The following is a 23,484-nucleotide window of genomic DNA, read 5'->3' as shown; positions in this document are numbered from 1 at the left end:
GGCCTTCAGACGTCGATGGCGACGATCTTTCGGATGACATAGATGCCCATGGCCTCGAAGCAGGCGATAACGGCCAGCGCCCCCCAGCCCACGCGGGAGTGCCAGAGCATGGACATGGCTTGCGGCTCCATCCGGTCGAGGATGAGCATGAGGACGAGGGGCAGGGCGCCAACGACCCAGGCCTGCAGTTTTCCCTGGGCGGTGAGGGAGCCGATCTTGGCTTCCATTTGCAGCCGGCTGCGCACGGTGGAGGCCGTGCGTTCCATGGTCTCGGCCAGGCTGCCTCCGGTTTCGCTGGCGATGCGCATGGCCGAGGTGATGAGCACGGTGCTCTGGGTCGGCACGCGCAGACTCAGGTGATTGAGTGCCTGTTCCAGGGATACGCCCAGGCGCTGCTCGCGCAGCATCAGCGAGAACTCCTGGCTCAGCGGCGGGCGGGACTCGGCCACAAGCTGGGCGATGGCGCTGCTCAGGCCAATACCGGCGCGCAGGCCGCCGCTGAGCATCATCAGCGCATCGGGCAACTGCTCTTCAAACTTGCGCAGCCGGCGCTTGCGCATGTGCCGGTACAGCAGCCGGGGCAGCAGCCCCAGCGCGAAGAAGGCGGGCACAGCCAGCAGATGGCTGCCGCTGACCAGCCACACCAGGACGCCGCCCAGCGACATGACTGCCAGGTTGGCCAGGAAGAGTTTTCGCGGGTCGATGAAGAGGAAGAATTCCGCGGCCTGAAAGCCTGCGCGCTCCGTGAAGCCGGCCCGGTAGCGCTTGAGCGTGGAGCCTCCCAGGTCCAAGGCCAGCCATGTCAGCAGACCGACGGAGAGGGCGACCACGGCCGTGATCAGGGCCAGGACGGTGTCTGGCGAGAGCCCGCTCATGGCCGCTCTCCGGCATGCAGGTCCGCGCTCTCGGAGCCCGGACGGAAGATATCCAGGTCCAGCGCATGGCCGCTGGCGCGCAGTTCGTCGTAGAAGTGGGGAACGACGTCGCAGCCGGTGAACAGGCCCTGCACCTTGGCCAGGCCGTTGGCCTGGGCGGCATAGCCTTTGTTGGCAAAGCGGAACAGCTCCTGTAGCTGGATCTTTCCGCTTTCCATGCCGCTGACTTCGCAGATGTGGGTGACCAGGCGTGTGCCGCAGGCAAAGCGGGTCTGCTGCACGATGATGTCCACGGCGCTGGCGATCTGCTCGCGTATGGCCGCCAAGGGCAGTTCCATACCGGCCATCAGCACCATGGTCTCCAGCCGGGCGAGCCCGTCGCGCGGGGTGTTGGCGTGCAGCGTGGTCAGAGATCCCTCATGGCCCGTGTTCATGGCCTGGAGCATGTCCAGCGCCTCGGCGCCGCGGCATTCGCCGACCACGATGCGGTCCGGGCGCATGCGCAGGGTGTTGCGTACCAGTTCTCGGATGGGCACGCCGCCCTTGCCTTCGACATTCGCGGGGCGCGACTCCAGGCTGATCAAATGCTCGTGGGCCAGCTTGAGTTCGGCGGCGTCCTCGACGGTGATCACGCGTTCGCCGGACGGGATGAAGTTGGACAGGATGTTGAGCAGCGTGGTCTTGCCTGACCCCGTGCCGCCCGAGACGATGATGTTCTTGCGGGCCTCCACGCAGATGCGCAGGAAGTCGGCCATGGCCGGGCTGAGCGCGCCGAACTGCACAAGGTCGGCGGCGTTGAGCTTGCGCCTGGCGAACTTGCGGATGGTCAGCGTGGAGCCCTTGAGCGCCAGCGGTGCGATGATGGCGTTGACGCGCGAGCCGTCCTTGAGCCGTGCATCGACCATCGGCGAGGATTCGTCGATGCGCCGGCCCAGCGGTGCCACGATGCGCTCGATCACGCCCATGACGGCGCGATCGCTGGTGAAGCTCAGGGCATGCTTTTGCAGGCGCCCCGCGCGCTCGACATAGATTTCGTCGAAGCGGTTTACCATGATTTCGCTGACCGTTTCGTCGGCCAGCAATTCCTCCAGCGGCCCCAGTCCCACGGCCTCGTCCAGAACCTGCCTGCGCAGCGCGTTGCGGTCCAGCTGGGCCGGTATCTCGTCGTCCATGTCCTGCAGCGTTCTGGCGATGAGCCGGTCCGCCTCGGCGCGCAGGTGTTCGTCGGACATGCTGGAGACGTCATGGCGGCGCAGGTCCATGGTGTCGATGAGCTTGGTGTGCAGGCGCTTGCGCCATTCGAATTGCAGCGCCTGCAAGTGGGCGTCCCCGGGCTCGGCTGCCGCAGGCTCGTGCGCGTCGGCAGGCGCTGCCAGAGGCGTGTCCTGTGTGCTCTGCATGGGCGCTGTGGTGGCGGCATGCGCTGCGGCCGGTACAGGAAAAGGCGCGGCTTGCTGCTCTTCACCGCTGTTCAGGATGCGCAACTGGAACGGGCCAATGCCGATGAGGTCGCCGTTTTGCAGCGGGCCGTATTGGGCGGTGATGCGCTGACCGTTGACCAGCACGCCGACGAAGCTGCCTGCGTCGTCGATCAGCACGCCCGAGGGGCTGGTGAAAAGGCGTGCATGCTCCTTGGCAAGGCGCCAGTTGTCCAGGCGGACTTCGCACTGGGAGCCTTTGCCGATGGAGCACATATCGGGCACGCTCAACGGCTGGCGCCGGCCGTCGGGGTGGATGATTTCAAGGTCGATCATTGGGGGCTGCCGGTTGCGGAGGTCAGGGGTGAAAGCCACTGGGTCTCGGCCCAGCCCAGCCGGTCATCAATGCGCACGGCCGAGAACTGGGCCTGCGGGGCCTGGGGTAGCACTTGCACAAGGCTGCCCACGGGCAGGTTCTGGAGGACGGGGGCGTTGATGTCGGGGGACACGCGAAGGGCCAGCCCATCAAGGCCCACGCGGTAGATGCCTGGTGCGGAGTGGCCCGTGGCGGCGCCGGATTCATGGGGCGTGAGAGCCCGGCCTTGCCGCGCCTGGCGCGCATGGGGTCCGTCGGGTGCGGGCTTCATGCCGGGAACGTGCGCGACCGGCTGCAGGCTTTCATCGCGTACCCAGCCCGACAGGGCTGCAACCGCCACCGCGCGCCAGCCGGAGTACGGGTTGTGGTCGGCAGATGAACCGGGTGCGGCACGCACGAAACTGCCTTGGCCCAGTTGCAGCAGGGTGTCGCTTTGCGCCCTAGGTTCGGCATGCAAGGCCAGCCCGTCATGCACCACGCGCCAGTGGTTGACCAGCGGCTTGTCCGCTGCTGCCGCGGAGGCCAGCGGGTTGCCGGTGTGCGGCAGGGCGGGCCAGTGGTCGGGCTGGGTCGCGGTGGCCGGTGAAGGCAGGGGCCGCACTGGCGCGGGGAGTTCCTGCACAGGCGCCGCGATGCTTGCGCTTGCGCTGGCCACGGGCAAGGGCGCCAGCCGGGGAGGATGCTCGGGCGCAGGGCCGGGTTCGGTCAGGTAGGGCTGGGGACCGTAGCGCTGGCTCAGGCGTGCGCTGGCGTCGTCCACGCGCTGCAGCAGGCCCGGCGAGCGGCTGTTGATTACCGTGGGCGTGACGAAGACCACCAATTCGGTCTCTTCGTTCTGGAATCGCTGGGACCGGAACAGAGCACCCAGCACGGGCAGGTCTCCCAGGAAGGGGACCTTGTCGACGTTGTCGCCACCCTTGCGTGACAGCAAGCCGGCCAGCACCATTGTCTCGCCGTCCTGGACGTTGAATTCGGTGAAGGTGCGCCGAGTGCTCAACCCGGGCCCCGAGGGCGTGGAGAACGATGGGTCGATGTTGCTGACCTCGCTGTCGATCTCGGCCCTGATGACGCCGTTGCGGTCCACGCGCGGCGTGATGCGCAGCTTGATGCCGTAGGGCTTGAACATGACCATGGGGCCGTAGATCGTGGCCACGGAGTACGGATACTCGCCACCGGCCAGGAATTCGGCCTTGGAGCCATTGCGCGCCGACAGCTGGGGCTGGGCCAGAATGCTGGCCTTTCCGTCGCGGGCCAGCAGGTCCAGCCTTGCGGTAAGGCCCATGTTGACGGCAGTGAGGATGTTCAGGCCCCGGGGCAGCGAGACTGTGTCACCGCTGTCCGGGGTAATCGGCGGGTTCTGGACGCCGATGACCAGACCGGGCTGACTGCCGTGTCGCACGGGTGCCCAGATGCCTCCCATGCTGGCCCCGCCCTGGGAGGTCCAGCGCAAGCCGAATTCGCGCAGCTCATTGACCGGGAATTCGACCACCTTCACGTCCATGAGCACCATCTGCTCCCAGCCGATCTGGTTGGTGAAGTTGATGATCTGCGGGTAGTGCTTTCTGAGGTCTTCGATCTTCTTGAGATCGACATCGCTGAGATGGTCCCCTTCGACCACGACCTTGTCGCCGATGATGGAGGCCCGCGCGTTGGGGATGGTGCTGAGGAAGGCGGCGATCTCGCGCGCATGGCGGCTGGTGTCGCCTCGAACCACGTTGATCTTGACGCGCTGGTAGCGGCCGTCGGCGTTCCACACGAACAGCGAGGAAGTGCCGACCTCGTTGGCGAAGATGATGACCTCGCGCTCGTCAAGCGCGGCGGCCGTCAGCACCCGGCCATTGCCCACGGCAATACGCGCCACGCCGGGGCTGGGGAAGACGCGCGATTCGCCCACAAACATCTCGATTTCCGGCACCTGAGCTTGGTCGTCCGGTTTCTGTATGGGGCGGTACGGTTGGCCCGCCGCTGCCTCGCGGCTGGGTACGCCCTGCAGCACGGGGGCGAATCCACCCGGCATGCCGAGGGACTGATCAGAGCCTGCTGAATCCTCTGGAGTCTGGGCTGTTGCGGGGCCAGCTAGACCCCATCCCAGGGCCAGGACGAAGCCGCAACGCAGGGCATGGAGAAAGGGCGTTGGACTGGAGCAGGCGGACAGGGATGCAGGGTGGGCTGAACGGATGGACATTGGGATCAGGCGCATGGAGCGATGAAAAAGGCAGGAGCAGGTGAGGCGCCATCAGCGAGGCAACGCGCCTGGCTGCATCGGGAAGGACGCAGGGAAAAGAGGAGCTTGGCCTGGTTGCAGTGCGGCTTGCGGAGCCGGTTGAACAGGCGTGGGGGCTGCGGCTGCCTCGGGCGGGCCTTCGCCGGCATCGTGGGCCTTGTCCTGGCGCAGCAGCAGGTCTTCGGGCTTGAAGTCCATGCGGCGTCCGCCATAGAGCACGGGAACGGCTCGGTCCGGCGATTGCGCTGCGCCCGCTGTCTGAATCGGGGACTGAACATCGCCTGCCAGGCCCAGCAGGGCGGCCATGGCAGCGCTGTCTTCTTCGACAACCTCCGAGTCCTTGGGGTTGCGCAGCAAGGCGGTGATCTTTCCCGCCTCGCGCGCGATGATCACGCTCCGGGCCTGCGCCTGGGAGGTGTCCAGCGTGACCGTGGAGTACTGGCGCCGCTCACCGCTTCTGGGGTCATCCACGGACCGCTGGCCGGTGGCCATGACCTGGACGTTCTGCAGCAGTGGAAAGGTGGTCTTGCGGCCTTTCTGATCCAGGGTGAGCATCAGGTCGATGGCATCCCCCGGCTCCAGCAGGCCGGAGATGGAGTTGATCTCGTCCACGTGCACGGTGATGGCGCGCCGCCCTACTTCGATGCGGGCCGAGAAGGTCGGCACCTTGTCGCCTTCGAGCAGGTTCCACAGCAGGATGTCGCCGTGCTGCATGCCATGCGCCAGCGCGCGGCCTGCAATGCGGGAAAAATCCTCGGGGCCGATGGCCAGCGAGTGCGCGTAGTCGTGGGGAACGTCGCGCACGGCAACGGTCTCCTTGGAGATGGGATCGCCCTTCCTGAGATCGCGTTTGGCCACGATCAGCGGCCGGGTTTTGCTTTTCCCGCGCGCTTCTATGGCTTGCATCTGGCTGTTCAGGTAGCCGCGTGCGATCACGGCGGCGCCCAGGCCGATCGCAAGTGCCATGCCAAGGGCGATCCAGGTTTTGTTGGGACGCAGGGCGGTGATTCGGGCGAGTGCGGAGTTCATGGCTGACGGGTCAAATGGGCAGGGAGAGGGCGAAGCTGAACTTCTGGTAGGCAGCCTGCAGGGCGAGCAGCAACTGGTGCAGCACGCTGTTGCTGTCCACCATGCCGACGCCCAGCGCGAAGGCCAGGGCCGCGCAGACCACGGCGTACTCCACCGAGGACTGGCCGCGCAGGCGATGGGCAAGCTTCATGGCGTGGTCTCCACCGCCACGCTGGTGACGAGAACGATGCTGGTGAGGCCCAGCGCATTGCGGGAAATGACGGCCGTCGCCTCTTTGCCCGGGCCGCGCATCAGCACCGTGATGGCGCCGTTCTCAGAGCCGAACGCGTGGGCCTTGGTGTCTGTGGCGGCGTCGAAGCGGCGTTCCAGTGCATAGCCCTGCTCTTGCAGCGCCGCAGTGAGGCGTTGCGCATTGAGCGCCTCGCCGTGCCTGTTCGTGGCAATGAGATGGGTGGACAGCTGGCCACCGTCCTGGGTGTTCAGCAGGCTGGCGATCTCGGTTCCAGCTGGCAGCAGGCTCCGCCATCGGGCTCTTTCCTCCTGGCTGCGGGCCTTGCCGCTCAAGGCTGCGCGCAGGTGGGTGACAGCGACAAGGCCGCGCGCGCCGCCGTCGGGGGTGGGCTCCAGTCGGATGGTGACGTAGTGCTCGCCCTGGGCGCGGCCCAGAATGCGCTGGCCATCGCGCTGGTCGTCCATCAGGGGCTGGCCCAGGGTGCGCACAAACCAGTCGCCGGTCTGCCTGGGTGTGCTACGTATGGCGAAGCCGGTCAGCCGCATGGGCAGGCCGTCCAGGTCCATCTGCTGGCCGATGTGGTAGCTCCTGGCATGTTCGGGCAGCGGGATCTCGGGCCAGTTGGCCTGCGCAAAGGCATGGGTGAGCCCTGGCGTCAGCAGGCCCAGGCAGATGGAACGGAGCATGCGAGCCGTTGTCATCATTCGGCCCTGAGCCTGTCTGCCGGAACAATGTCCTGCCACTTGTCCAGGCGTCCGAACTTGGGGACCGGCACCTCCATCAACTCGAAGACCGGTATGGCCACATCCAGCAGCGTCTCCACCGGGGAGAACAGGCTGTTGAGCGGCGCCAGCCGGCCGAACCGGTCCATGGTCTGCTCCACGGAGCGCGAGGCCCAAGGCTCGATGAGCACGCTGGTGTGGCGTGTGACGCGCAGGTCCAGTTGGTCGAAGGGGGTGTAGCTTTGGATGCCTGCGGGCAGGTTGGCCAGTGGCACGGAGATGTTGGCGCGGTAGATGCCTGGGGCGTTCAACCCGATGCGTCCGTGGTTCGCCAGAGGCACTATGCTGAAGGGTACGCCGTCTGGGCTGGCCGTGAAGGCATCTCTGTGCGCTGTGGACTGGCTTTCTCCAAAGCTGACCGAAATGTCTGAAAAGCGCGGGATCAGCGGATTGCCTGCGGGGTCCGTCCACAGCGGATTGCGGTGTGCGTCGAAGTCGCCTGCCGCGTCGTCCGTCTTGATGGGTGCGTCGGGTCGGCTGAAGTAGCGCCTGCGCACTTCGGCTGCCAGTTGTGTAGGCAGCTTGTAGCTGCCCGCCGCTTCGTTGTGTACCGTTGCATCGAAGGCCGCATAGCGGCTGGCCATCTGGGTGGCATGGGCAATGTCCTGATACTTGCCGATCATGGGCATCAGCAGGAACAGGCCCAGCAGGGGCGCCGCCATGGCCAGGAATTCGACCAGGGCCTGGCCTGCCTGCCGCCTTGGGTAGCGGGCGCGGTTCAGGAGGTTCATGGGATCAGCCCTCCCTGGCGCATCTGCTGGCCAAGTACATCGGGTTGGGAGTGGATCAGGCGCACCTGCCAATACGGGTTGAACAGGCTGGGCAGCTCCAGGGGGAGACCCTGGCTTGCGCCATAGCGGTTCTGACGCTGAGCCAGAGGACGCTCGAAGAACACTTCGGACGTGGCAACGGCCACCATTTCGCCTTTGGCGACCTGGCTCTGATAGGCGTTGATGCGGCTGTCCGGCGTGCCGCTTATTTCGCTGGCGCCATGGGAGGTGCGCAATTCGCTGCGCGCCCGCGACAGGCGCACACTGAACCGCAACGTGGGGTCGTCCTTGTCCGGTTGCAGCTGGCTCAGGTCGTAGTAGCTGGGCAGGCCGGTGTAGTGGGTCCAGTGCGCGGAGGATGCTCTGGCAGAGGCCCTTCTGTTGTTGCGGGAGCCTCCGAGCCAGGCGGACGAGTCATCCTGGTCCAGGTCGTCGGGGTGGGCCTGCTGTTCGCCCCAGGCGATGGGCTCCTCCCTGAGCCGGCAGCGTGGAATGAGCCCGCCCCTTCGCTGGGCGCGCCAGAAGGACTCGGTGTCTTCGGCGATCCACTCGTCGTAGTTGACAAGTTCGGTACCGCCGCGTCGACGCACCTCGCTTTTGCGCCACATGAGGATGCAGATTTCGTCTGGGCCAGGCACTTCTGCCTCGGCCGTCCAGACACGCTCCTTGGTGAATCTGTCGCTATGCGCCGCATACACAGCCAGTTTGGCCATGCGGCCTCGGTCCTTGCCGCTGTAGCTTTGGGTGAAGCCACCAAGGTCGTCGGTCAGCGCTACGGCGGCACCGGGGCCTATGGGCTCCACCTTTACGCTGCCATCGCCCGCGTAGTTGGCCTGGGCCACGTCCTTCATCACACTGCTGCGTATGTCCTGCAGGTAGGAGCGGGCGTGCAGCAGGTTGTGCGCCTTCTGTATTGCCTGTTTGTTGGCCTCCACGGCTGTGACCGTATCGAATGCCAGCGACGGCACCATCTTGGCCATCTGCTGGATGTACTGGCCCGCGTACTGCACGGTGGCGTAGCACATGATCGCGTACATCTCGTTGTAGTGGAATGCAGCACCGATCAATGCGCCCCAACCGGTGTAGTCAGCACATTCGGGAAACTGCGTGGGCAGGTTCTCCGCGTGGGTCTGTGCGTATTGCGCCCACGAGGACAGGCTCACCATCTGCGCCACCAGCACCTCGTTGGCGATCAGGGCGCGATTGCCGTAGGCCGTGAAATTCATCGCCCGCGCGTGCATCACGCCGGCGCTGTAGGCCACGGCATCGGCCGTGCTGACGAGCTTGGTTTTTTCCTGGGAGAGCTGGCCGGTGTTGAACAGAAAGAACAGCGAGGCCAGTGCACCGATCAGGACAAAGATGCCGTAGATCAATGCCTGCCCGCGTTGCCCGCCCCGCCTCCGTATTCGACCGCCACGCAGGGTGGTGATGGTGCACATGGGCAGGCCCGCTTACTTGTTCTCGTAGGCGTCGAGGCCCTTTTCCTTGCGCTCTCCATCGGCATTGCCGGCCGCAGCGCCTGCCGCCTGGATGGCCGTCTTGGCTGACTTGCCGGCCACTTCATTGGCAATACCGGAAGTCTGGGCGCGGATGGTTTCGCCGAAGTATTGATATACGGCGATTGCTGCGACACCAATCAGGGCCACGATGATGATGTATTCGGTCATGCCTTGGCCGCGTTGCCTGCGAGATTGCGGCGAGGTATTGAAGGTGGTCATGCAAAAGCTCCTGGGCTGGTGGAATAAATCTGTAGGGACGTGAGTAGACAGACGCAGGGCTGCAGCCGTGCATCACGGAAAACGGGGAAAAGGGAAAACGCAATTCAGGCGGAAGCGGGCACCAGGGCGGTAGCTGGCGGTTCTTCCGAATTGCGCATGCGCAGGGAATAAGCTGGGCCCAGGCACAGGGCCTTGGCATCAGCGCACTGCGTCAAGGCGCAGAATGAAATCGATGCATTGATGGTCTCTCCCTCAAGGTTGGCGGTTGACTGCCGCTTTGGCGCTGTGCGCCAGGACAGTTCTGCGTGGGGCATTGGCAGTAAAAAGGTGCTGCATATGCCTGACTTTCAGGTGGCGATTCACTGCGCCCCAAAGTCATTTCTTGTGTCGCCAAGCCTATGAATTTTTTTCTCGCATGTCTATAAGACAACTCCTAACGATGTTTCTGAATGCATCGGTGGAGATTGTTTGCTGACATTTCAATAGCAGGCTATTTATTGAATTCCGTGTTTTCGACGATCCATCCGTGTCAGATAAATCGAGGCGAAATAGGCCCAAATAGGGTGATCTGAAAAGTCAATCTGAATCGATGTAGGACGATTCCTATTTTTCAGAATTCAGGTGCGGGCCGCCGACAGGAGCCTGGGCGCGGGGCTCGATGGGCAGGAGTGCGGGCATGCCGCTGCGGCGTCGGCATGCCGGTGAAAAGTTTGAAATGACGGCCGGCCTGAGGATGGCCGGCCGCCTCTTTTACTGCCGCGCCGAGCGCACGTTGGCCGGCAAGGCGCCAGGATGGCTGGTGCGGAACGGGTTGATGTCCAGGCCGCCACGGCGCGTGTAGCGTGCGTAGACCGAGAGCTTGATGGGCTGGCAGCGGGTCCAGATGTCCATGAAGATGCGCTCTACGCATTGCTCATGGAATTCGTTGTGGTTGCGAAAGCTCACCAGGTACTGCAGCAGGCCTTCCTGGTCGATCTGCGCGCCGCTGTAGCGGATCTGCACGCTGCCCCAGTCGGGCTGGCCCGTGACCAGGCAGTTGCTCTTGAGCAGATGGCTGACCAGGGTTTCGGTGACGGGGCCTTCTTCATGGTTGGCGCGCAGCAGCTCGGGGGCGGGCTGGTACTGTGTGCATTCCACGTCCAGCCGGTCCAGCAGCAGGCCGTCGAGCTCCTGCACCATTTCCTGGTCGAAGCGGTCCAGGCCGATGATCTTCACGCCGATGCTTCCCTTTTGCTCGCTGCCGCGCCACAGCGCTTCGGCCAGGTCGGTGCGCAGGCGTGCCTGGACCTCGGCAGCGTCGGCCAGGCGGGTGTTGTTGAAGCTGTTGAGGTAGAGCTTGAACGACTTGCTTTCGATGAGATTGGGGGTCTCGCAGGGAATCGTGAAATGCACGAGCGCTACCTGGGGCTTGCCGCGCAGGTTGAGCCAGGACAGCTCGAAGGCCGTCCACAGGTCGGCGCCGAAGAAGGGCATCTGGCTGCCCTGCAGGCCGAGTTCTTCGCGCTTGGGCGCACGCGGCAGGGGAAACAGCAGCGAGGAGTCGTACTGGTCGATGTAGGCGGAGCTTTTGCCCAGCTGGGATTGTTCGGGAGTGTTCATGGAAGGGGGCCGGCCGTGCCGGCGCTGGTCTGGCCTGGGTGGTCCGCGCGGGGCGCGTGGACCAAGGCCCTGAAGCTAACTGAATTTCCATGCCCGCAGGCATGGGTGGCCATATAAGGTCAATAAGGGTCGGTGCACCCGGGTTCGCTGGCTCTTCAGTGGAATTCGCGCTCGCGCAGCCATTTGGTGGCGATCCATTTCTCGCCGGCCAGCACGGGCGCGCCGCCGTGCAGGGTGCGTGTGGAGGGGTCGGGGCGCTCATAGCTGAAGAAGACGGCATTGCCCCGGCGCGGCACGACTTGCAGCGGCACTTCGGGGAAGATGGTTGCGCCGCCGCGCTCGGGCTCGTTCAGGTAGATGACCAGGGTGCCCACGCGCTGGCCGCCTCGCTTGAGGATGGTGGGCGTGCCGGGTTCGCCGGGCGCGAAGTAGTCGTGGTGGGGCTTGTATTCGGCGCCAGGGCCGTAGTGCAGCACCTGCAGGCCTTCGCCATGGTCCAGCGGCCAGCGCAACAGGCGGGCGATGCGTTCTTCCAGCTGGCTGACGATGCCGGTTTCTCCGCGCTGGAAGAACATGCCGTTGCTGGTTCGGTCGTCATTGATCTCTTCACCGCCGCTTTGCGTGGCCACCGTGAGCGAGCGCGCCATGCGCGGGCGCGCGGCAGCGATGATGGCATCGCACTCCTCGTGCGAGAGCAGGTTGCCGAAGACCACGATGCGCGGGTTGCGCATGCTGACCAGCACCTGGACCTGGCGGTCGCCGACATCGATGCTGCTGGGGTCCTGGGCAAGGTCCGGTTCGGGCAGGCTCGAGGCCGAGACGACGAGGGCCGGTGGCGCCGCATCGCCCTGTTCGGGCAGGTCCAGCGCCCGCCTTGCCAGCTCTTCGCTCCAGCCCACGTCGCGCATGGAGCGCAGCAGGACCGCAGGCCCTATGCCGGATGCGCGCTGGTCGCGCACCCATTGCATGAGTTCAGGTGTGAGACCCACGGGCAGGTCCTGCGCGGCGGTCTGGGAATCTGGTGAGGATTTGAGGCTCATGGCGTGCAGTGCGGCCCTTGCCGCAGTGAATGGACTCCAAAGGCATCGAGGCCGGGGCCGGCTGGTGGCCGGCGAGGCTCAGTCAGCGGTCTTGCGACGGAACACCAGGCGCGCTGGCGTCGAGGAAGCTGGCGCCAACGCGTAGCCTTCCAGATCGAAGGCTTCGAGTTCAGCCGCGCTGCGAGCGCGTCGTTGTATGGCAAATCGTGCCATCAGCCCACGCGCACGTTTGGCATGGAAGCTGATGATCTTGTAGGCGCCGTTCTTGTAATCCTCGAATGCGCATTCCACCACCGGGGGCTTGAGGTGCTTCAAGTCTACCGATTTGAAGTATTCCTGCGAAGCCAGGTTGACGATGACGCGTTCGCCAGCCGGCTGCCGGGCCGCGCGCTGGTTCAGGTGCTCGGCAATGCGACTGCCCCAGAACTGGTAGAGATTGCTGCCGTGCTCGGTTTCCAGCCGCGTGCCCATTTCCAGGCGGTAGGGCTGCATGCGGTCCAGCGGGCGCAGCACGCCGTACAGGCCGCTGAGGATGGCCAGGTGCTGCTGGGCCCAGTCCAGGTCCTCGGCATCCAGGCTGCGAGCCTGCAGGCCCTCGTAGACATCGCCGTTGAATGCCAGCAGCGCCTGACGGGCATTGGTGGCCGTGAAGCGCGGGCTGAAGGCCTCGTAGCGCGCCACGTTGAGTGCGGCCAGCTTGTCGCTGATGCCCATGAGTTCCGACAGTTGCTGGGGCGATTGGCGGCGCAGCACTTCGATCAGCTCCAGCGGCTGTTCGGAGAAGGCGGGCAGCGTGTGCGGCAGTTTCGGGGGCAGTGGCGTGTCGTAGTCCAGCGATTTGGCAGGGGAGAGCAGCAACAGCATGGCGGACGGAGGCTCCTGGAAAGAGAGGGTCGAAAGACGTGAGGTGAGGGCGACCGCAGAAACAAACAGGGGCCGCGAGGGCCCCTGTGTTGTCACCGTCTGCGATCAGACGTGGGCAGCGCCCTGTGTCTGCGGCGGCTGCTGCTCGAACGGCAGCTGCAGCTCGCTGAGGTCCTTGCGTGTTTCCACGAGGATCAGCGGGCCGTCATCCAGAACGACCACGGGCGGACGCTCGCGCACGACGCGCTCGGGCTGCGGTTCGGCGGCGATGGCCGCCTGGGCTGCTGCCACCTTGTCGGCGTCGGAGCCCACCCATTGCAGACCCGAAGCAGCGGCCAATGCCTGCAGCTCGGACATGGGCAACTGGTAGGCCTGGACCTTGGGCAGGCCGCGTTCGGCGGTTGCTTCAACGGCCTTGGCTGCTGCGGGCTCGACTGCCACTGCGGCAGGTGCGGCCACGGGTGCAGGTGCTGCCACGGGTGCCACCACGGGGGCGGGTGCGACCGGCGCGGGGGTCACCGCAGCCACGGGAGCGGCAATCTGCTGCTCGGGTGCGGGGGCCGCGACGGGTTGCTGCACCGCTTGGGCTGCTGCAGCTGCTGCGGGCTGCGCAGGCACTTGCGCTTCGGCCATGGCTTCAGGAGCCTGGGCTTCGGCGGCAGGGCTGGCTGCGTTGAAGTAGCTGCGGCGGGCAGGCTGGTCCTGCTCGGGAGCGGCGGCTTCAAAGGACTGGACGGCTTCGCCTTCCGCTTCGCGCGGTGCGCGCTCTGCACGGTCACCGCGATCGCCACGCTCGCGGCGGTCACGGCCATAGCGGTCGCGCGAACGGCGCTGGCGCGGCTGCTCTTCGCCGGAGGCGGGGGCAGCGTTGTCCAGGGACGGGTCCTGTTGCTGGGCCTGGTTGTCCAGGTTCTCTTCGGTCTCGGGAGCGACTTCGAACTGGCGGGGCTGGCGCTCGCTGCGTTCGGCGCGTTCACCACGTTCACCACGCTCGCGGCGGCCTTCACCGCGCTCCTGGCGCTCGCCACGCGGGGCGCGCTCGGGACGCTGTTCGATGGTGCTGCCATCGGCGGCGACAGCGGCCACGGCGTTCACGGCTTCCAGCGGCTGGCGGCTTTCACCGTCACGGCTGCGTTCGCCACGGCCACGGCGTTCGCCGCGGTCGGCGCGCTCACCGCGTTCGCCGCGATCCGGGCGCTCTCCACGCTCCGGGCGTTCACCGCGTTCAGTGCGCTCACCACGCTCGGCATTGCGGCGGTTGCGGTCGCCGTTGCCAGCCTGGCGTTCGGCATTGGGGGCGCCAGCACGCTCGCCATTGCGCTCCGCGCGCTCGCCACGCTCGCCATTGCGTTCGTTGCGGCGGCCACGGTTGTCGTTGCGGCCATCACGGCGTGCTTCGCGAGCGGGGGCTTCGGCGGCCGGAGCGGGCGCTGCGACCGGCGCAGGTGCCGCGCCAAAGCCGAACAGGCTCTTGAGCCAGGCAAAGAAGCCTTGCTCGCGGACCACGACGGGGGCGACGGCCGGTGCGGGCGCTGCAGCGGTTGCCGCAGGCTTGGCATCGCGCTGCTGGCCGTTGGCCGGGCGGTTGCGGCTGCCTTCGGGACGGGGCTCGGCGATGGGGGCCGGCATGTCGGGCAGCACGCCCTTGATCATGGGCGTCTGCTTGTTGGTGGGCTCCTGCGAGCGGCGCGTCACCGTGGTTTCCGCGTCCAGCTCCTCGGCCAGCTTGTAGCTGGCTTCCATGCTTTCCAGGCGCGCGTCGTCGTGCTTGAGGCGCTCGAGCTTGTAGTGCGGCGTGTCCATGGACTTGTTGGGGACCATGATCACGTTGACGCGCTGCTTGAGTTCGATCTTGGTGATCTCGCCGCGCTTTTCGTTGAGCAGGAAGCTGGCCACTTCCACGGGCACCTGGCAGTGCACGGCGGCCGTGTTGTCCTTCATGGACTCTTCCTGGATGATGCGCAGGATCTGCAGCGCCGAGCTTTCCGTGTCACGCACGTGGCCGGAGCCACCGCAGCGCGGGCAGTTGATGTGCGCGCCTTCGGACAGGGCGGGCTTGAGGCGCTGGCGGCTCATTTCCATGAGGCCGAACTTGCTGATGGTGCCGAACTGCACGCGGGCACGGTCCTGGCGCAGCGCGTCGCGCAGGCGGTTCTCGACCTCGCGGCGGTTCTTGCTCTCCTCCATGTCGATGAAGTCGATGACGATCAGCCCGCCCAGGTCACGCAGGCGCATCTGGCGCGCGACTTCGTCGGCGGCTTCCAGGTTGGTGCGGGTGGCGGTTTCCTCGATATCGCCGCCCTTGATGGCGCGGGCCGAGTTCACGTCGATGGAGACCAGCGCTTCGGTGTGGTCGATGACGATGGCGCCGCCCGAGGGCAGGGTCACGGTGCGCGCGTAGGCCGATTCGATCTGGTGCTCGATCTGGAAGCGGCTGAACAGCGGGGCGTCGTCACGGTAGCGTTTGACGCGGGCGGCATGCTCGGGCATGACGTGCTGCATGAACTGCTGCGCCTGCTCGTAGATGTCGTCGGTGTCGATGAGGATGTCGCCGATGTCGCCGTTGAAGTAGTCGCGGATGGCGCGGATCACCAGGCTCGATTCCTGGTAGATCAGGAAGGCGCCCTTGGCCGACTTGGCGGCGCCGTCGATGGCGTTCCACAGCTTGAGCAGGTAGTTCAGGTCCCACTGCAGTTCGGGCGCGGTGCGGCCGATGCCGGCGGTGCGCGCAATGATGGACATGCCCTTGGGGTACTCAAGCTGGTCCATCGCCTCCTTGAGTTCGGCGCGGTCCTCGCCCTCGATGCGGCGCGAGACGCCACCGCCGCGCGGGTTGTTGGGCATCAGCACCACGTAGCGGCCGGCCAGCGAGATGAAGGTGGTCAGGGCCGCGCCCTTGTTGCCGCGCTCTTCCTTCTCGACCTGGACGATCAGTTCCTGGCCTTCGCGGATGACTTCGTTGATGCGGGCCTGGCTGGGGGAGACGCCTTCGGCGAAATACTGCTTGGAGATTTCCTTGAAGGGCAGGAAGCCGTGGCGGTCCTCGCCGTAATCGACGAAGCAGGCCTCGAGGCTGGGCTCCACGCGCGTGACCACGGCCTTGTAGATGTTGCCCTTGCGCTGCTCGCGCCCTTCGATTTCGATTTCGTAGTCGAGCAGCTTCTGGCCATCGACGATGGCAAGGCGACGTTCTTCCGACTGCGTGGCGTTGATGAGCATCCGTTTCATGATGCGTTTCCTTTATTCGTTTTCTCTGGGGCGCGCCGGAGTGCAGCCTCTGCTGCCAGACCGTCACGCCTTTGACTTGTAATCAAAGACAGGCTCGCGAGGGAGCCGAGATGCCGGACTGACGCGTCGAAACGAAAGGAATCGCCGGATGCCTTGATGCTTGAGACCTGGCTCAAGTCAGCAATGGGGGCAAGGGCAGGGGGACGAGAGCGATGAGAGAGGCACGCCGTCCAGCTTCAAGCGAAGCTGCTGCACGTGCGGGGCAGGCGGGAGGCTTGGGGGCGGCAATGATCCTGGGCGCAGGCGTTTTCCTGCTCCACAGCGTGACCATCCATGCCCAAAAGATCCACATGCTCGCTTTTGATCCGCTGGCAGCGGTGGACGCCGGGTCCGACCCCTTCTGCCAGCTTGAGATTCCGTATCAGTGTTTCAATTCGTCAGCCACAACCGATGCAACGACGAACTTCGCAGGCCATCTTTTCCTGCTGTTTCGCGTGCATGACACCGGATGGCATCGACCTGCCTGTGCGGGGAAATGGTTGTTTGGACTAAACTCCATGAGAATCAACCACTTATAAATAGTTCGGCACAGGTGAAACACATTATAGAGGGCAAACCGGCAGACGACCGTTCCCTGAACGCAGCCACTGCCGCAGTGCGGCTGATCGAAGTCGATGACGATTCGGCCGGACAGCGCTTGGACAACTTTCTCATACGCCATCTCAAGGGCGTTCCCAAGACCCATGTCTATCGCATCATCCGCAGTGGAGAAGTGCGCATCAACAAAGGGCGCGTCAGTGCGGAAACCCGCGTTTCGACCGGCGACATCGTCCGCATACCGCCCGTGCGCGTTTCCGAGAAAATCGCCGAAAAGGCCGAGCGGCCAGCGCCAGCCAGGGATTTCCCCAGCCTGCTGGAAGACGAGCACCTGATCGCCATCGACAAGCCCGCCGGTGTGGCCGTGCATGGCGGCTCGGGTGTGAGTTTTGGTGTCATCGAGCAACTTCGCCAGGCGCGGCCGCAAAGCCGTTTTCTGGAGCTGGTGCATCGGCTCGACCGCGAGACATCCGGCATCTTGCTGGTGGCCAAGAAGCGCTCGGCGCTGACGCACCTGCAGGACCAGTTCCGCGAGCGCGAGACCGGCAAGACCTATCTGGCCCTGGTCCAGGGCACCTGGCCGGCCAACCACAAGGTGATTGACCTGCCGCTGCACAAATACCTGCAGGCCGACGGCGAACGCCGCGTGCGGGTGACCACGGCCGATGATCCTGACGGCATGCGCTCCGTCACGCTGGTGCGCGTTCGCAGCACGCTGGCGCCCCAGCCCCTGCTGGGGCTGCCGGCCATGAGCCTGCTGGAGGTGACCATCAAGACCGGGCGCACGCACCAGATCCGCGTGCACCTGTCCAGCCAGGGGCACCCGATTGCGGGCGATGACAAATATGGCGACTTCGACCTGAACCGACGCCTGCAGAAACAGGGGCTCAAACGCATGTTCCTGCATGCATGGCGGCTACAGTTCACCCACCCGGCCAGTGGCGAGCGGGTGGAGCTGCGCGCCGAGCTTCCCGAAGAACTGGCCCGTTTCGCCGGCTGACGCCGGCTCTGACTCCTTGTAGATATGACAAATCCTGGTTCTTCCGAGATGCACCGTGCGCGCCGCTTCGATCTCATTGCCTTCGACTGGGATGGCACGCTGTCGGACTCCACGGCCGTGATCGTCAAGTGCATTCAGGCGGCCGTGGCCGATGTGGGGGGCACGCCTCCCAGCGATGAGGCGGCGTCCTATGTGATCGGCATGGCGCTGATGCCCGCATTGGCGCGTGCAGCGCCCGATGTGCCGCCCGAGAAATACCCCGAGCTGGGCAACCGCTACCGCCACCACTTCATCAGGCACCAGGACGACATCAGCCTGTTCGCCGGCGTGCTGCCCATGCTGGCGGCGCTGCGCGAGCGAGGGCACCTGCTGGCCGTGGCCACGGGCAAGAGCCGCCGTGGTCTCAACGATGCGCTGCAGGACCCGCAGCTGCGCGGCATGTTCGACAGCTCGCGCACGGCGGACGAGACCGCCGGCAAGCCGAATCCGCTGATGCTGCAGGAGTTGATGGCCGAATTCGGGGTGGAGCCCGCGCACGTGCTGATGATCGGCGACACCACCCATGACCTGGAGCTGGCGCGCAATGCCGGCTGTGCCAGCGTGGGTGTGGGCTATGGCGCGCATCCCACCGGCGGCTTTGGCGTGCTGGAGCCGTTGCATGTGGCGCAGAGTGTTGCGGATTTGCATCGGTGGCTGCTGGCCCATGGCTGAATCGTCATGCCCGCGTCAGCGCGGGGATTCATGCTTGTGAGGTGTGCCGGTGACTGTTGAGAGCATTGTTCTGTGCGCCAGTGAGGCCCTGCAGGAGGGGGCGAATGCCGTGCCCTTCGATGTGGTCTATGCGGGTCATTCCTGCCGCGCATTCGCCATCCGCTTCGAGGGACGGGTGCATGCCTATCTGAATCGCTGCACCCATGTGGCCATGGAGATGGACTACCAGCCGGACCGCTTTTTCGATGACACCGGGCGCTGGCTGCTGTGCGCCACCCATGGAGCGGCCTATGCGCCCGACAGCGGCGCCTGCGCCGGCGGGCCCTGCCGTGGCGGCCTTGTGAAAATCTCCCTGAGCGAAAGCGCGGGGTTGGTGCACTGGCATACTGCCGATAACCTGAAACCCGTCGAGTTCTGACATGACTTCCCCCATACCTCCGGAAAATCCTGGCTCCGCATCGCACCCATCCCCGGGTGCGGACCTGTGGGCCCGGGCCACGCCCGCCGCGGCGGCTGCCGATGCGCGCGCGGCGGCATCGAGCGGCTGGGAGCGGGATGTGCTGGAAAAGCTGGTCTTCGCCACCATCAACGAGCAGCGTGCCTCGCGCCGCTGGCGCCTCTTCGGCCGCCTGCTGTGGACGGCGCTCATCCTCGTGGTGCTGTGGGTGCTGTTTGCCAAGGACACGGCGACCACGACCAGTTCCTCCCCGCACACGGCCGTGGTCGAGGTCAAGGGCGAGATCGCCGCAGGTGCCGACGCCAGCGCGGAATTCGTGGTGGCCGCCATGCGCAGTGCCTTCGAGGACTCGGGCTCGCGCGCCGTGGTGCTGCTGATCAACTCGCCGGGCGGCAGCCCTGTGCAGGCCGGCATCATCAATGACGAAATCGTGCGGCTCAAGGGCAAGTACGACAAGCCCCTGTATGCCGTGGTGGAAGAAACCTGCGCCTCGGCTGCCTACTACATTGCCGCCGCTGCCGATGAGATCTTTGTGGACAAGGCCAGCATCGTGGGCAGCATCGGCGTGCTCATGGATGGCTTCGGCTTCACCGGCGCCATGGAAAAGCTCGGCGTGGAGCGCCGCCTGCTGACGGCTGGCGAGAACAAGGGTTTCCTGGACCCGTTCAGCCCCATGTCCGAAGGGCAGCGCGAACATGCTCACAAGATGCTGGGCCAGATCCACTCGCAGTTCATCAACGTGGTCAAGGCTGGCCGTGGTGACCGCCTGCATGAGACGCCCGAGACTTTCAGCGGCCTGTTCTGGACCGGCCAGCAGGCGGTGGAGATGGGCCTGGCCGACAAGCTGGGCAGTCTTGACTATGTGGCCCGTGAAGTGGTCAAGGCGGAAGAGGTGGTGGATTACACGCGCCGCGACAACGTGGCCGAGCGCCTGGCCAAGCGTTTCGGCGCGGCTTTCGGCGGCGGTGCGGTGCAGGCACTGCGTTCCAGCCTTCCGGCTCTGCGCTGATTCTTGCGGGGGTTCCCGCTCAGGCTGCCAAGACGAAAAAGCCCGCCTTCTTATCGAAGGCGGGCTTTTTCGCTGGTGGGCGGCTTCAGCGGCCGATGGAGAACACCACCGGCGTGCGGTTGTCCGGCGCTTCCTTGTGCTGGCGCCATTCGCGCACCAGCCGGCTTTCGATGCGGGCGCTCTCCAGTGTCAGGCCGCAGGCCAACGCCAAACGGGTATGGGGTTGCAGCGTCTGCAGCAAGGCCTGCCACAGCGCGGCGTTGCGGTAGGGCGTCTCGATGAACTGCTGGGTCTGGCCTTGGCGCAATGCCAGGGCTTCAAGCTCCTTGATGCGCTGCACCCGCCCGCCAGCGTCCTGGGGCAGGTAGCCCACAAAGGCATAGTTCTGTCCGCTGAGGCCGCTGGCGGCCAGCGCCAGCAGCAGCGATACAGGTCCGACCAGCGGCACGACACGTATGCCCAAATCGTGCGCGGCGCGCACGATGGAGCTGCCGGGGTCGGCCACGGCGGGCATTCCGGCCTCGCTGACCAGTCCCATGTCGTGTCCGGCCAGCAAGGGGGCGAGCAGTGGCTTGGCGTCAAAGACCGCGGCACCCTTGTCGCCATGGTCCCCCTTCTTGTGGGCCTCGCGCGGCAGCTCCGTGATCTGCTGGGCTTGCAAGGGCTGGGCCAGTGCATGCAGCGCGTCGATGCGCTTGAGATAGGCGCGTGTGCTCTTGGCGTTTTCGCAGATCCAGTGGGTCAGCCGCGCAGCGGTGCGCAGTGTCCCATCGGGCAGGACCTGCGTCAGCGGCGTTTGCTCATCGCAGCCGAAGTCCAGCGGCGCGGGCACCAGGTAGAGCGTTCCTGTCAGGGGCTTGGTGATGGCATCGCTCATGGCAGCACAGCTCCTGCGGCGCGCAGCAACTGGCATGTGCGGATCAGCGGAAGGCCGATCAGTGCCGTGGGATCGTCGCTGACGATGGCGTCGAGCAGGGCAATGCCCAGGCCCTCGCTCTTGGCGCTGCCTGCGCAGTCATAAGGCTGCTCGGCGCGCAGGTAGCGCTCGATTTCCGCATCGTTGAGATCGCGAAAGCGCACCTGGACCGTCACCACGTCGGTCTCGGAGAAGCCGGTTTCCTGGCAGACCACGCTCACGGCGGTGTGGAAATTCATCTGGCGCCCGCTCATCTGGCGCAACTGTTCGGTGGCGCGTTCATGGTTGCCGGGCTTGGACAGCGGCAGGCCATCGAGCTCGGGCACCTGGTCGGAGCCGATGACAACAGCGCCCGGGTGCAGCGCAGCCACGGCCCGGGCCTTGGCCAGGGCCAGGCGCAGGGAAAGCGCGTGCGGTGTCTCTCCGGCCAGAGGTGTTTCATCGACTTCCGGGGAGACGGTCTGGAATGGCAGCCGCAGCCGCTCCAGGAGTTCGCGGCGGTAGCGTGAGGTGGAGCCAAGGATCAGGGGACGCGCCAGGCCGGGAGCCTGGGCTAAGGCGGGGTGGGGAGCTTGCATGCCCGGATTCTCTTACACTGCCCGCATGAGCAAGGAATTTTCTGCGGCCCGCCTCGATGTTCGCGCTTTCGCGCAATCGCAGGGCCATCTCCAGGACCAGACAACACTGTCAGTCTTCCCGCGTCTGGCCCAGGATGCGCAGCCGGATGCCGGTGACACGCAAGGCCAGGTGCACTGGCAGGCGGACGGCGAGCTGGTCGAGCAGACCGGTGGCCCCGGTCAGGTGTGGCTGCATCTGCAGGCCGATGCCGTCGTGCCCATGGTGTGCCAGCGCTGCCTGGCCCTGGCGCCCATCACCCTGCAGGTTGATCGGTCTTTTCGCTTTGTTGCGGATGAAGCCACGGCCGAGTCCGAGGACGATGAAAGCGATGAGGACCTGCTGGTGCTCAGCCGCGAGTTCAATCTGCTCGAACTCATAGAGGACGAGTTGCTCATGGAACTGCCCGTGGTGCCGCGTCACGATGCCTGCCCCGAGTCTGTGAGCATGCAGTCCAGCGACGCGGACTTCGAGCAGGCCATCGAGGACAAGCCCAATCCGTTCGCCGTGCTTCGCGGCCTGGATGTGGGCAAATCCGCAGACTGATCGAGATGCCCGGAAAAAAGGTCGAGGCCGGGAAAAGCGATTGCGCTATAATCAAGGGCTTCGCGCGAAACCCCCTCGTGTCTTTAATGGGCTGATCGCGTTTTTTACCAACCCTTTTCAGATACACAGGAGCCATCATGGCTGTTCAGCAGAACAAGAAGTCCCCCTCCAAGCGCGGTATGCACCGTTCGCACAATGCACTGAATGTGCCTGGCATCGCCGTGGAACCCACCACGGGTGAAACCCACCTGCGTCACCACATCAGCCCCAACGGCGTGTACCGCGGCCGTCAAGTGCTGAAGAACAAGTCCGAAGCCTGACCTTCGACCGTTCCCGCAGAGCCCGCGGCTACAGTTTTCGTAGCGCGGGCTTTTGTTTTTTCTGATGGCCGTTCCTATCTTTCCAGGCCTTGCAACAGGCTTGCCAGTCGCTCATGATCACTTTGGCCGTTGACTGCATGGGGGGTGATCACGGCCCCCGCGTCACGCTCGCGGCGTGCCGCCAGTTCCTCGATTCCCATTCCGACGCCCGGCTGCTGCTGGTCGGCCAGCCCGATGCGCTGGCTGGCTTTGCGCATGAGCGCGCCAGCGTGGTGCCGGCCTCGGAAGTCGTCGGCATGGATGACCCGATCGAGGTGGCGCTGCGCAGGAAGAAGGATTCCTCGATGCGCGTCGCCATCCAGCAGGTCAAGGATGGCCAGGCTGCTGCTGCCGTGTCTGCTGGAAATACGGGTGCGCTGATGGCCATCTCGCGCTACCTGCTCAAGACGCTGGATGGTATCGATCGCCCCGCCATCGCTCCCCAATTGCCCAATGCCAAGGGTGGTGCAACCACGGTGCTGGACCTGGGTGCCAACGTGGATTGCTCGGCCGAGCATCTGCTGCAGTTCGCCGTCATGGGCTCGGCCCTGGTGTCCGCGCTGAACAACGAAGAGGCGCCTTCGGTGGGCCTGCTCAATATCGGCGAAGAGCAGATCAAGGGCAGCGAAGTCATCAAGCGTGCGGGCGAACTGTTGCGCGCGGCCGGCAAGGCCGGTCACCTGAACTTCTACGGAAACGTCGAAGGGAACGATATCTTCAAGGGCACGACCCAGGTCGTGGTCTGTGACGGCTTTGTGGGCAACGTGGCCCTCAAGTCTTCCGAAGGGGTGGCGTCCATGATCTCCAATGCCCTCAAGCAGGAGTTCAAGCGCAACATCTTCACCAAAATGGCTGCAATCGTTGCCTATCCGGTGCTAACTGCGCTGATGAATCGCGTGGACCATCGGCGTCACAACGGTGCGGCGCTGCTGGGCCTTCGCGGGCTGGTGTTCAAAAGCCATGGGTCGGCCGATGCCTTGGCTTTCGAGCACGCGCTGAACCGCGCGTATGATGCGGCCCGCAACAACCTGCTCGACCGTGTCCGTACCCGCATCTCCGCAGCCCTGCCTCTTTTGCTGGCTGCGCAGTCGGAATCGGGACCGTCGGCGCCCTAATACA

Annotated in this window: 23 protein-coding genes; 8 read left to right on the top strand and 15 right to left on the bottom strand. The window is 65.3% G+C overall.

Features of this window, described 5'->3' with window-relative positions:
• Window positions 1–5: 5 nt before the first annotated feature.
• The 13 genes from A9976_RS16385 to A9976_RS16325 all read right to left on the bottom strand — a co-directional run bounded on the left by A9976_RS16385 (window position 6) and on the right by A9976_RS16325 (window position 16,155).
• Entirely contained in the window at window positions 6–875 is an 870-nt protein-coding gene (locus tag A9976_RS16385; RefSeq protein ID WP_183019869.1) for a type II secretion system F family protein, read from the bottom strand.
• The gene (locus A9976_RS16380; RefSeq protein ID WP_183019868.1) at window positions 872–2,629 is read right to left on the bottom strand and encodes an ATPase, T2SS/T4P/T4SS family; all 1,758 of its coding nucleotides are present in this window, start codon (window positions 2,627–2,629) and stop codon (window positions 872–874) included. The genes A9976_RS16385 and A9976_RS16380 overlap by 4 nt, the downstream gene beginning before the upstream one ends.
• Window positions 2,626–4,686 (bottom strand): pilus assembly protein N-terminal domain-containing protein, encoded by a 2,061-nt coding sequence (locus A9976_RS16375; RefSeq protein WP_259649227.1) that lies wholly within the window; start codon window positions 4,684–4,686, stop codon window positions 2,626–2,628. The genes A9976_RS16380 and A9976_RS16375 overlap by 4 nt, the downstream gene beginning before the upstream one ends.
• 219 nt (window positions 4,687–4,905) lie before the next feature.
• Complete coding sequence (gene cpaB / locus A9976_RS16370) at window positions 4,906–5,859, bottom strand: Flp pilus assembly protein CpaB (RefSeq protein ID WP_259649226.1); 954 nt, start codon at window positions 5,857–5,859, stop codon at window positions 4,906–4,908.
• Between the two features lie 73 nt (window positions 5,860–5,932).
• Complete coding sequence (locus tag A9976_RS16365; protein WP_016447814.1) at window positions 5,933–6,112, bottom strand: hypothetical protein; 180 nt, start codon at window positions 6,110–6,112, stop codon at window positions 5,933–5,935.
• Complete coding sequence (locus A9976_RS16360) at window positions 6,109–6,840, bottom strand: hypothetical protein (RefSeq protein ID WP_259649225.1); 732 nt, start codon at window positions 6,838–6,840, stop codon at window positions 6,109–6,111. Before A9976_RS16360 ends, A9976_RS16365 begins: the two co-directional genes overlap by 4 nt.
• A gap of 14 nt (window positions 6,841–6,854) precedes the next feature.
• The gene (locus A9976_RS16355; protein ID WP_183019864.1) at window positions 6,855–7,667 is read right to left on the bottom strand and encodes a TadE/TadG family type IV pilus assembly protein; all 813 of its coding nucleotides are present in this window, start codon (window positions 7,665–7,667) and stop codon (window positions 6,855–6,857) included.
• Window positions 7,664–9,145: a pilus assembly protein TadG-related protein gene (locus tag A9976_RS16350; RefSeq protein WP_183019863.1), complete on the bottom strand. Its 1,482-nt coding sequence runs from the start codon at window positions 9,143–9,145 to the stop codon at window positions 7,664–7,666. Before A9976_RS16350 ends, A9976_RS16355 begins: the two co-directional genes overlap by 4 nt.
• A gap of 12 nt (window positions 9,146–9,157) precedes the next feature.
• Window positions 9,158–9,424 carry a Flp family type IVb pilin gene (locus A9976_RS16345; protein ID WP_183019862.1) on the bottom strand — a complete coding sequence of 89 codons (267 nt, stop codon included), beginning with the start codon at window positions 9,422–9,424 and terminating at the stop codon, window positions 9,158–9,160.
• 750 nt (window positions 9,425–10,174) lie between these two features.
• Window positions 10,175–11,023, bottom strand: coding sequence for an NADPH-dependent 7-cyano-7-deazaguanine reductase QueF (queF, locus tag A9976_RS16340; RefSeq protein ID WP_183019861.1), 849 nt, complete (start codon window positions 11,021–11,023; stop codon window positions 10,175–10,177).
• A gap of 155 nt (window positions 11,024–11,178) precedes the next feature.
• Window positions 11,179–12,063: a 2OG-Fe(II) oxygenase gene (locus A9976_RS16335; RefSeq protein ID WP_183019860.1), complete on the bottom strand. Its 885-nt coding sequence runs from the start codon at window positions 12,061–12,063 to the stop codon at window positions 11,179–11,181.
• A gap of 78 nt (window positions 12,064–12,141) precedes the next feature.
• Window positions 12,142–12,927 (bottom strand): peroxide stress protein YaaA, encoded by a 786-nt coding sequence (yaaA, locus tag A9976_RS16330; protein WP_183019859.1) that lies wholly within the window; start codon window positions 12,925–12,927, stop codon window positions 12,142–12,144.
• A 105-nt stretch (window positions 12,928–13,032) separates the two neighbouring features.
• Window positions 13,033–16,155 carry an Rne/Rng family ribonuclease gene (locus A9976_RS16325; RefSeq protein WP_183019858.1) on the bottom strand — a complete coding sequence of 1,041 codons (3,123 nt, stop codon included), beginning with the start codon at window positions 16,153–16,155 and terminating at the stop codon, window positions 13,033–13,035.
• A gap of 323 nt (window positions 16,156–16,478) precedes the next feature.
• Between A9976_RS16325 and A9976_RS16320 the strand changes: the two genes are divergently transcribed.
• Genes A9976_RS16320 through A9976_RS16300 form a run of 5 tightly spaced genes read left to right on the top strand, consistent with a single transcriptional unit; the run spans window position 16,479 to window position 19,929 of the window.
• A complete protein-coding gene (locus tag A9976_RS16320; protein ID WP_230355005.1) occupies window positions 16,479–16,733 on the top strand; it encodes a hypothetical protein in 255 nt (84 codons plus the stop codon).
• Window positions 16,691–17,752: an RluA family pseudouridine synthase gene (locus A9976_RS16315; protein ID WP_183019857.1), complete on the top strand. Its 1,062-nt coding sequence runs from the start codon at window positions 16,691–16,693 to the stop codon at window positions 17,750–17,752. The genes A9976_RS16320 and A9976_RS16315 overlap by 43 nt, the downstream gene beginning before the upstream one ends.
• A 24-nt stretch (window positions 17,753–17,776) precedes the next feature.
• Entirely contained in the window at window positions 17,777–18,463 is a 687-nt protein-coding gene (locus tag A9976_RS16310; protein WP_183019856.1) for an HAD family hydrolase, read from the top strand.
• A 49-nt stretch (window positions 18,464–18,512) separates the two neighbouring features.
• Window positions 18,513–18,881: a Rieske (2Fe-2S) protein gene (locus tag A9976_RS16305; protein WP_183019855.1), complete on the top strand. Its 369-nt coding sequence runs from the start codon at window positions 18,513–18,515 to the stop codon at window positions 18,879–18,881.
• Window position 18,882: 1 nt separating this feature from the next.
• Window positions 18,883–19,929: a S49 family peptidase gene (locus A9976_RS16300; protein WP_183019854.1), complete on the top strand. Its 1,047-nt coding sequence runs from the start codon at window positions 18,883–18,885 to the stop codon at window positions 19,927–19,929.
• An 85-nt stretch (window positions 19,930–20,014) separates the two neighbouring features.
• Here A9976_RS16300 and A9976_RS16295 read toward each other — a convergent pair whose 3' ends face one another.
• Window positions 20,015–20,806 carry an SAM-dependent methyltransferase gene (locus tag A9976_RS16295; RefSeq protein ID WP_183019853.1) on the bottom strand — a complete coding sequence of 264 codons (792 nt, stop codon included), beginning with the start codon at window positions 20,804–20,806 and terminating at the stop codon, window positions 20,015–20,017.
• A complete protein-coding gene (locus tag A9976_RS16290) occupies window positions 20,803–21,423 on the bottom strand; it encodes a Maf family nucleotide pyrophosphatase (protein WP_183019852.1) in 621 nt (206 codons plus the stop codon). The genes A9976_RS16295 and A9976_RS16290 overlap by 4 nt, the downstream gene beginning before the upstream one ends.
• A 25-nt stretch (window positions 21,424–21,448) precedes the next feature.
• Between A9976_RS16290 and A9976_RS16285 the strand changes: the two genes are divergently transcribed.
• The 3 genes from A9976_RS16285 (at window position 21,449) to plsX (ending at window position 23,480) form a co-directional block, all read left to right on the top strand.
• Window positions 21,449–22,006, top strand: a complete 558-nt coding sequence (locus tag A9976_RS16285; RefSeq protein WP_183019851.1) for a DUF177 domain-containing protein — start codon at window positions 21,449–21,451, stop codon at window positions 22,004–22,006.
• 137 nt (window positions 22,007–22,143) lie between these two features.
• The gene (rpmF, locus tag A9976_RS16280; protein WP_012207072.1) at window positions 22,144–22,326 is read left to right on the top strand and encodes a 50S ribosomal protein L32; all 183 of its coding nucleotides are present in this window, start codon (window positions 22,144–22,146) and stop codon (window positions 22,324–22,326) included.
• 113 nt (window positions 22,327–22,439) lie between these two features.
• On the top strand, window positions 22,440–23,480 hold the full coding sequence (gene plsX / locus A9976_RS16275; RefSeq protein ID WP_013800990.1) for a phosphate acyltransferase PlsX: 1,041 nt from the start codon (window positions 22,440–22,442) through the stop codon (window positions 23,478–23,480).
• Window positions 23,481–23,484: the final 4 nt, after the last annotated feature.

The organism is Delftia sp. UME58, from assembly GCF_014170385.1.
Classification (GTDB): domain Bacteria; phylum Pseudomonadota; class Gammaproteobacteria; order Burkholderiales; family Burkholderiaceae_C; genus Comamonas; species Comamonas acidovorans.
The sequence above is the reverse complement of the archived record's forward strand: the minus strand, read 5'-3'. Positions and strand labels throughout refer to the sequence as shown.

What these genes read in the sequence shown, in the direction of transcription:
- A9976_RS16290 (WP_183019852.1), bottom strand. Translation starts at nt 21,423, where the DNA reads ATGCAAGCTCCCCACCCCGCCTTAGCCCAGGCTCCCGGCCTGGCGCGT.
- rpmF (WP_012207072.1), top strand. Translation starts at nt 22,144, where the DNA reads ATGGCTGTTCAGCAGAACAAGAAGTCCCCCTCCAAGCGCGGTATGCAC.
- A9976_RS16355 (WP_183019864.1), bottom strand. Translation starts at nt 7,667, where the DNA reads ATGAACCTCCTGAACCGCGCCCGCTACCCAAGGCGGCAGGCAGGCCAG.
- queF (WP_183019861.1), bottom strand. Translation starts at nt 11,023, where the DNA reads ATGAACACTCCCGAACAATCCCAGCTGGGCAAAAGCTCCGCCTACATC.
- A9976_RS16295 (WP_183019853.1), bottom strand. Translation starts at nt 20,806, where the DNA reads ATGAGCGATGCCATCACCAAGCCCCTGACAGGAACGCTCTACCTGGTG.
- A9976_RS16350 (WP_183019863.1), bottom strand. Translation starts at nt 9,145, where the DNA reads ATGTGCACCATCACCACCCTGCGTGGCGGTCGAATACGGAGGCGGGGC.
- A9976_RS16300 (WP_183019854.1), top strand. Translation starts at nt 18,883, where the DNA reads ATGACTTCCCCCATACCTCCGGAAAATCCTGGCTCCGCATCGCACCCA.
- A9976_RS16310 (WP_183019856.1), top strand. Translation starts at nt 17,777, where the DNA reads ATGACAAATCCTGGTTCTTCCGAGATGCACCGTGCGCGCCGCTTCGAT.
- A9976_RS16380 (WP_183019868.1), bottom strand. Translation starts at nt 2,629, where the DNA reads ATGATCGACCTTGAAATCATCCACCCCGACGGCCGGCGCCAGCCGTTG.
- A9976_RS16360 (WP_259649225.1), bottom strand. Translation starts at nt 6,840, where the DNA reads ATGCTCCGTTCCATCTGCCTGGGCCTGCTGACGCCAGGGCTCACCCAT.
- A9976_RS16385 (WP_183019869.1), bottom strand. Translation starts at nt 875, where the DNA reads ATGAGCGGGCTCTCGCCAGACACCGTCCTGGCCCTGATCACGGCCGTG.
- A9976_RS16345 (WP_183019862.1), bottom strand. Translation starts at nt 9,424, where the DNA reads ATGACCACCTTCAATACCTCGCCGCAATCTCGCAGGCAACGCGGCCAA.
- cpaB (WP_259649226.1), bottom strand. Translation starts at nt 5,859, where the DNA reads ATGGCACTTGCGATCGGCCTGGGCGCCGCCGTGATCGCACGCGGCTAC.
- A9976_RS16285 (WP_183019851.1), top strand. Translation starts at nt 21,449, where the DNA reads ATGAGCAAGGAATTTTCTGCGGCCCGCCTCGATGTTCGCGCTTTCGCG.
- plsX (WP_013800990.1), top strand. Translation starts at nt 22,440, where the DNA reads ATGATCACTTTGGCCGTTGACTGCATGGGGGGTGATCACGGCCCCCGC.
- yaaA (WP_183019859.1), bottom strand. Translation starts at nt 12,927, where the DNA reads ATGCTGTTGCTGCTCTCCCCTGCCAAATCGCTGGACTACGACACGCCA.
- A9976_RS16325 (WP_183019858.1), bottom strand. Translation starts at nt 16,155, where the DNA reads ATGAAACGGATGCTCATCAACGCCACGCAGTCGGAAGAACGTCGCCTT.
- A9976_RS16365 (WP_016447814.1), bottom strand. Translation starts at nt 6,112, where the DNA reads ATGAAGCTTGCCCATCGCCTGCGCGGCCAGTCCTCGGTGGAGTACGCC.
- A9976_RS16315 (WP_183019857.1), top strand. Translation starts at nt 16,691, where the DNA reads ATGGTTGTTTGGACTAAACTCCATGAGAATCAACCACTTATAAATAGT.
- A9976_RS16375 (WP_259649227.1), bottom strand. Translation starts at nt 4,686, where the DNA reads ATGCCGGGTGGATTCGCCCCCGTGCTGCAGGGCGTACCCAGCCGCGAG.
- A9976_RS16335 (WP_183019860.1), bottom strand. Translation starts at nt 12,063, where the DNA reads ATGAGCCTCAAATCCTCACCAGATTCCCAGACCGCCGCGCAGGACCTG.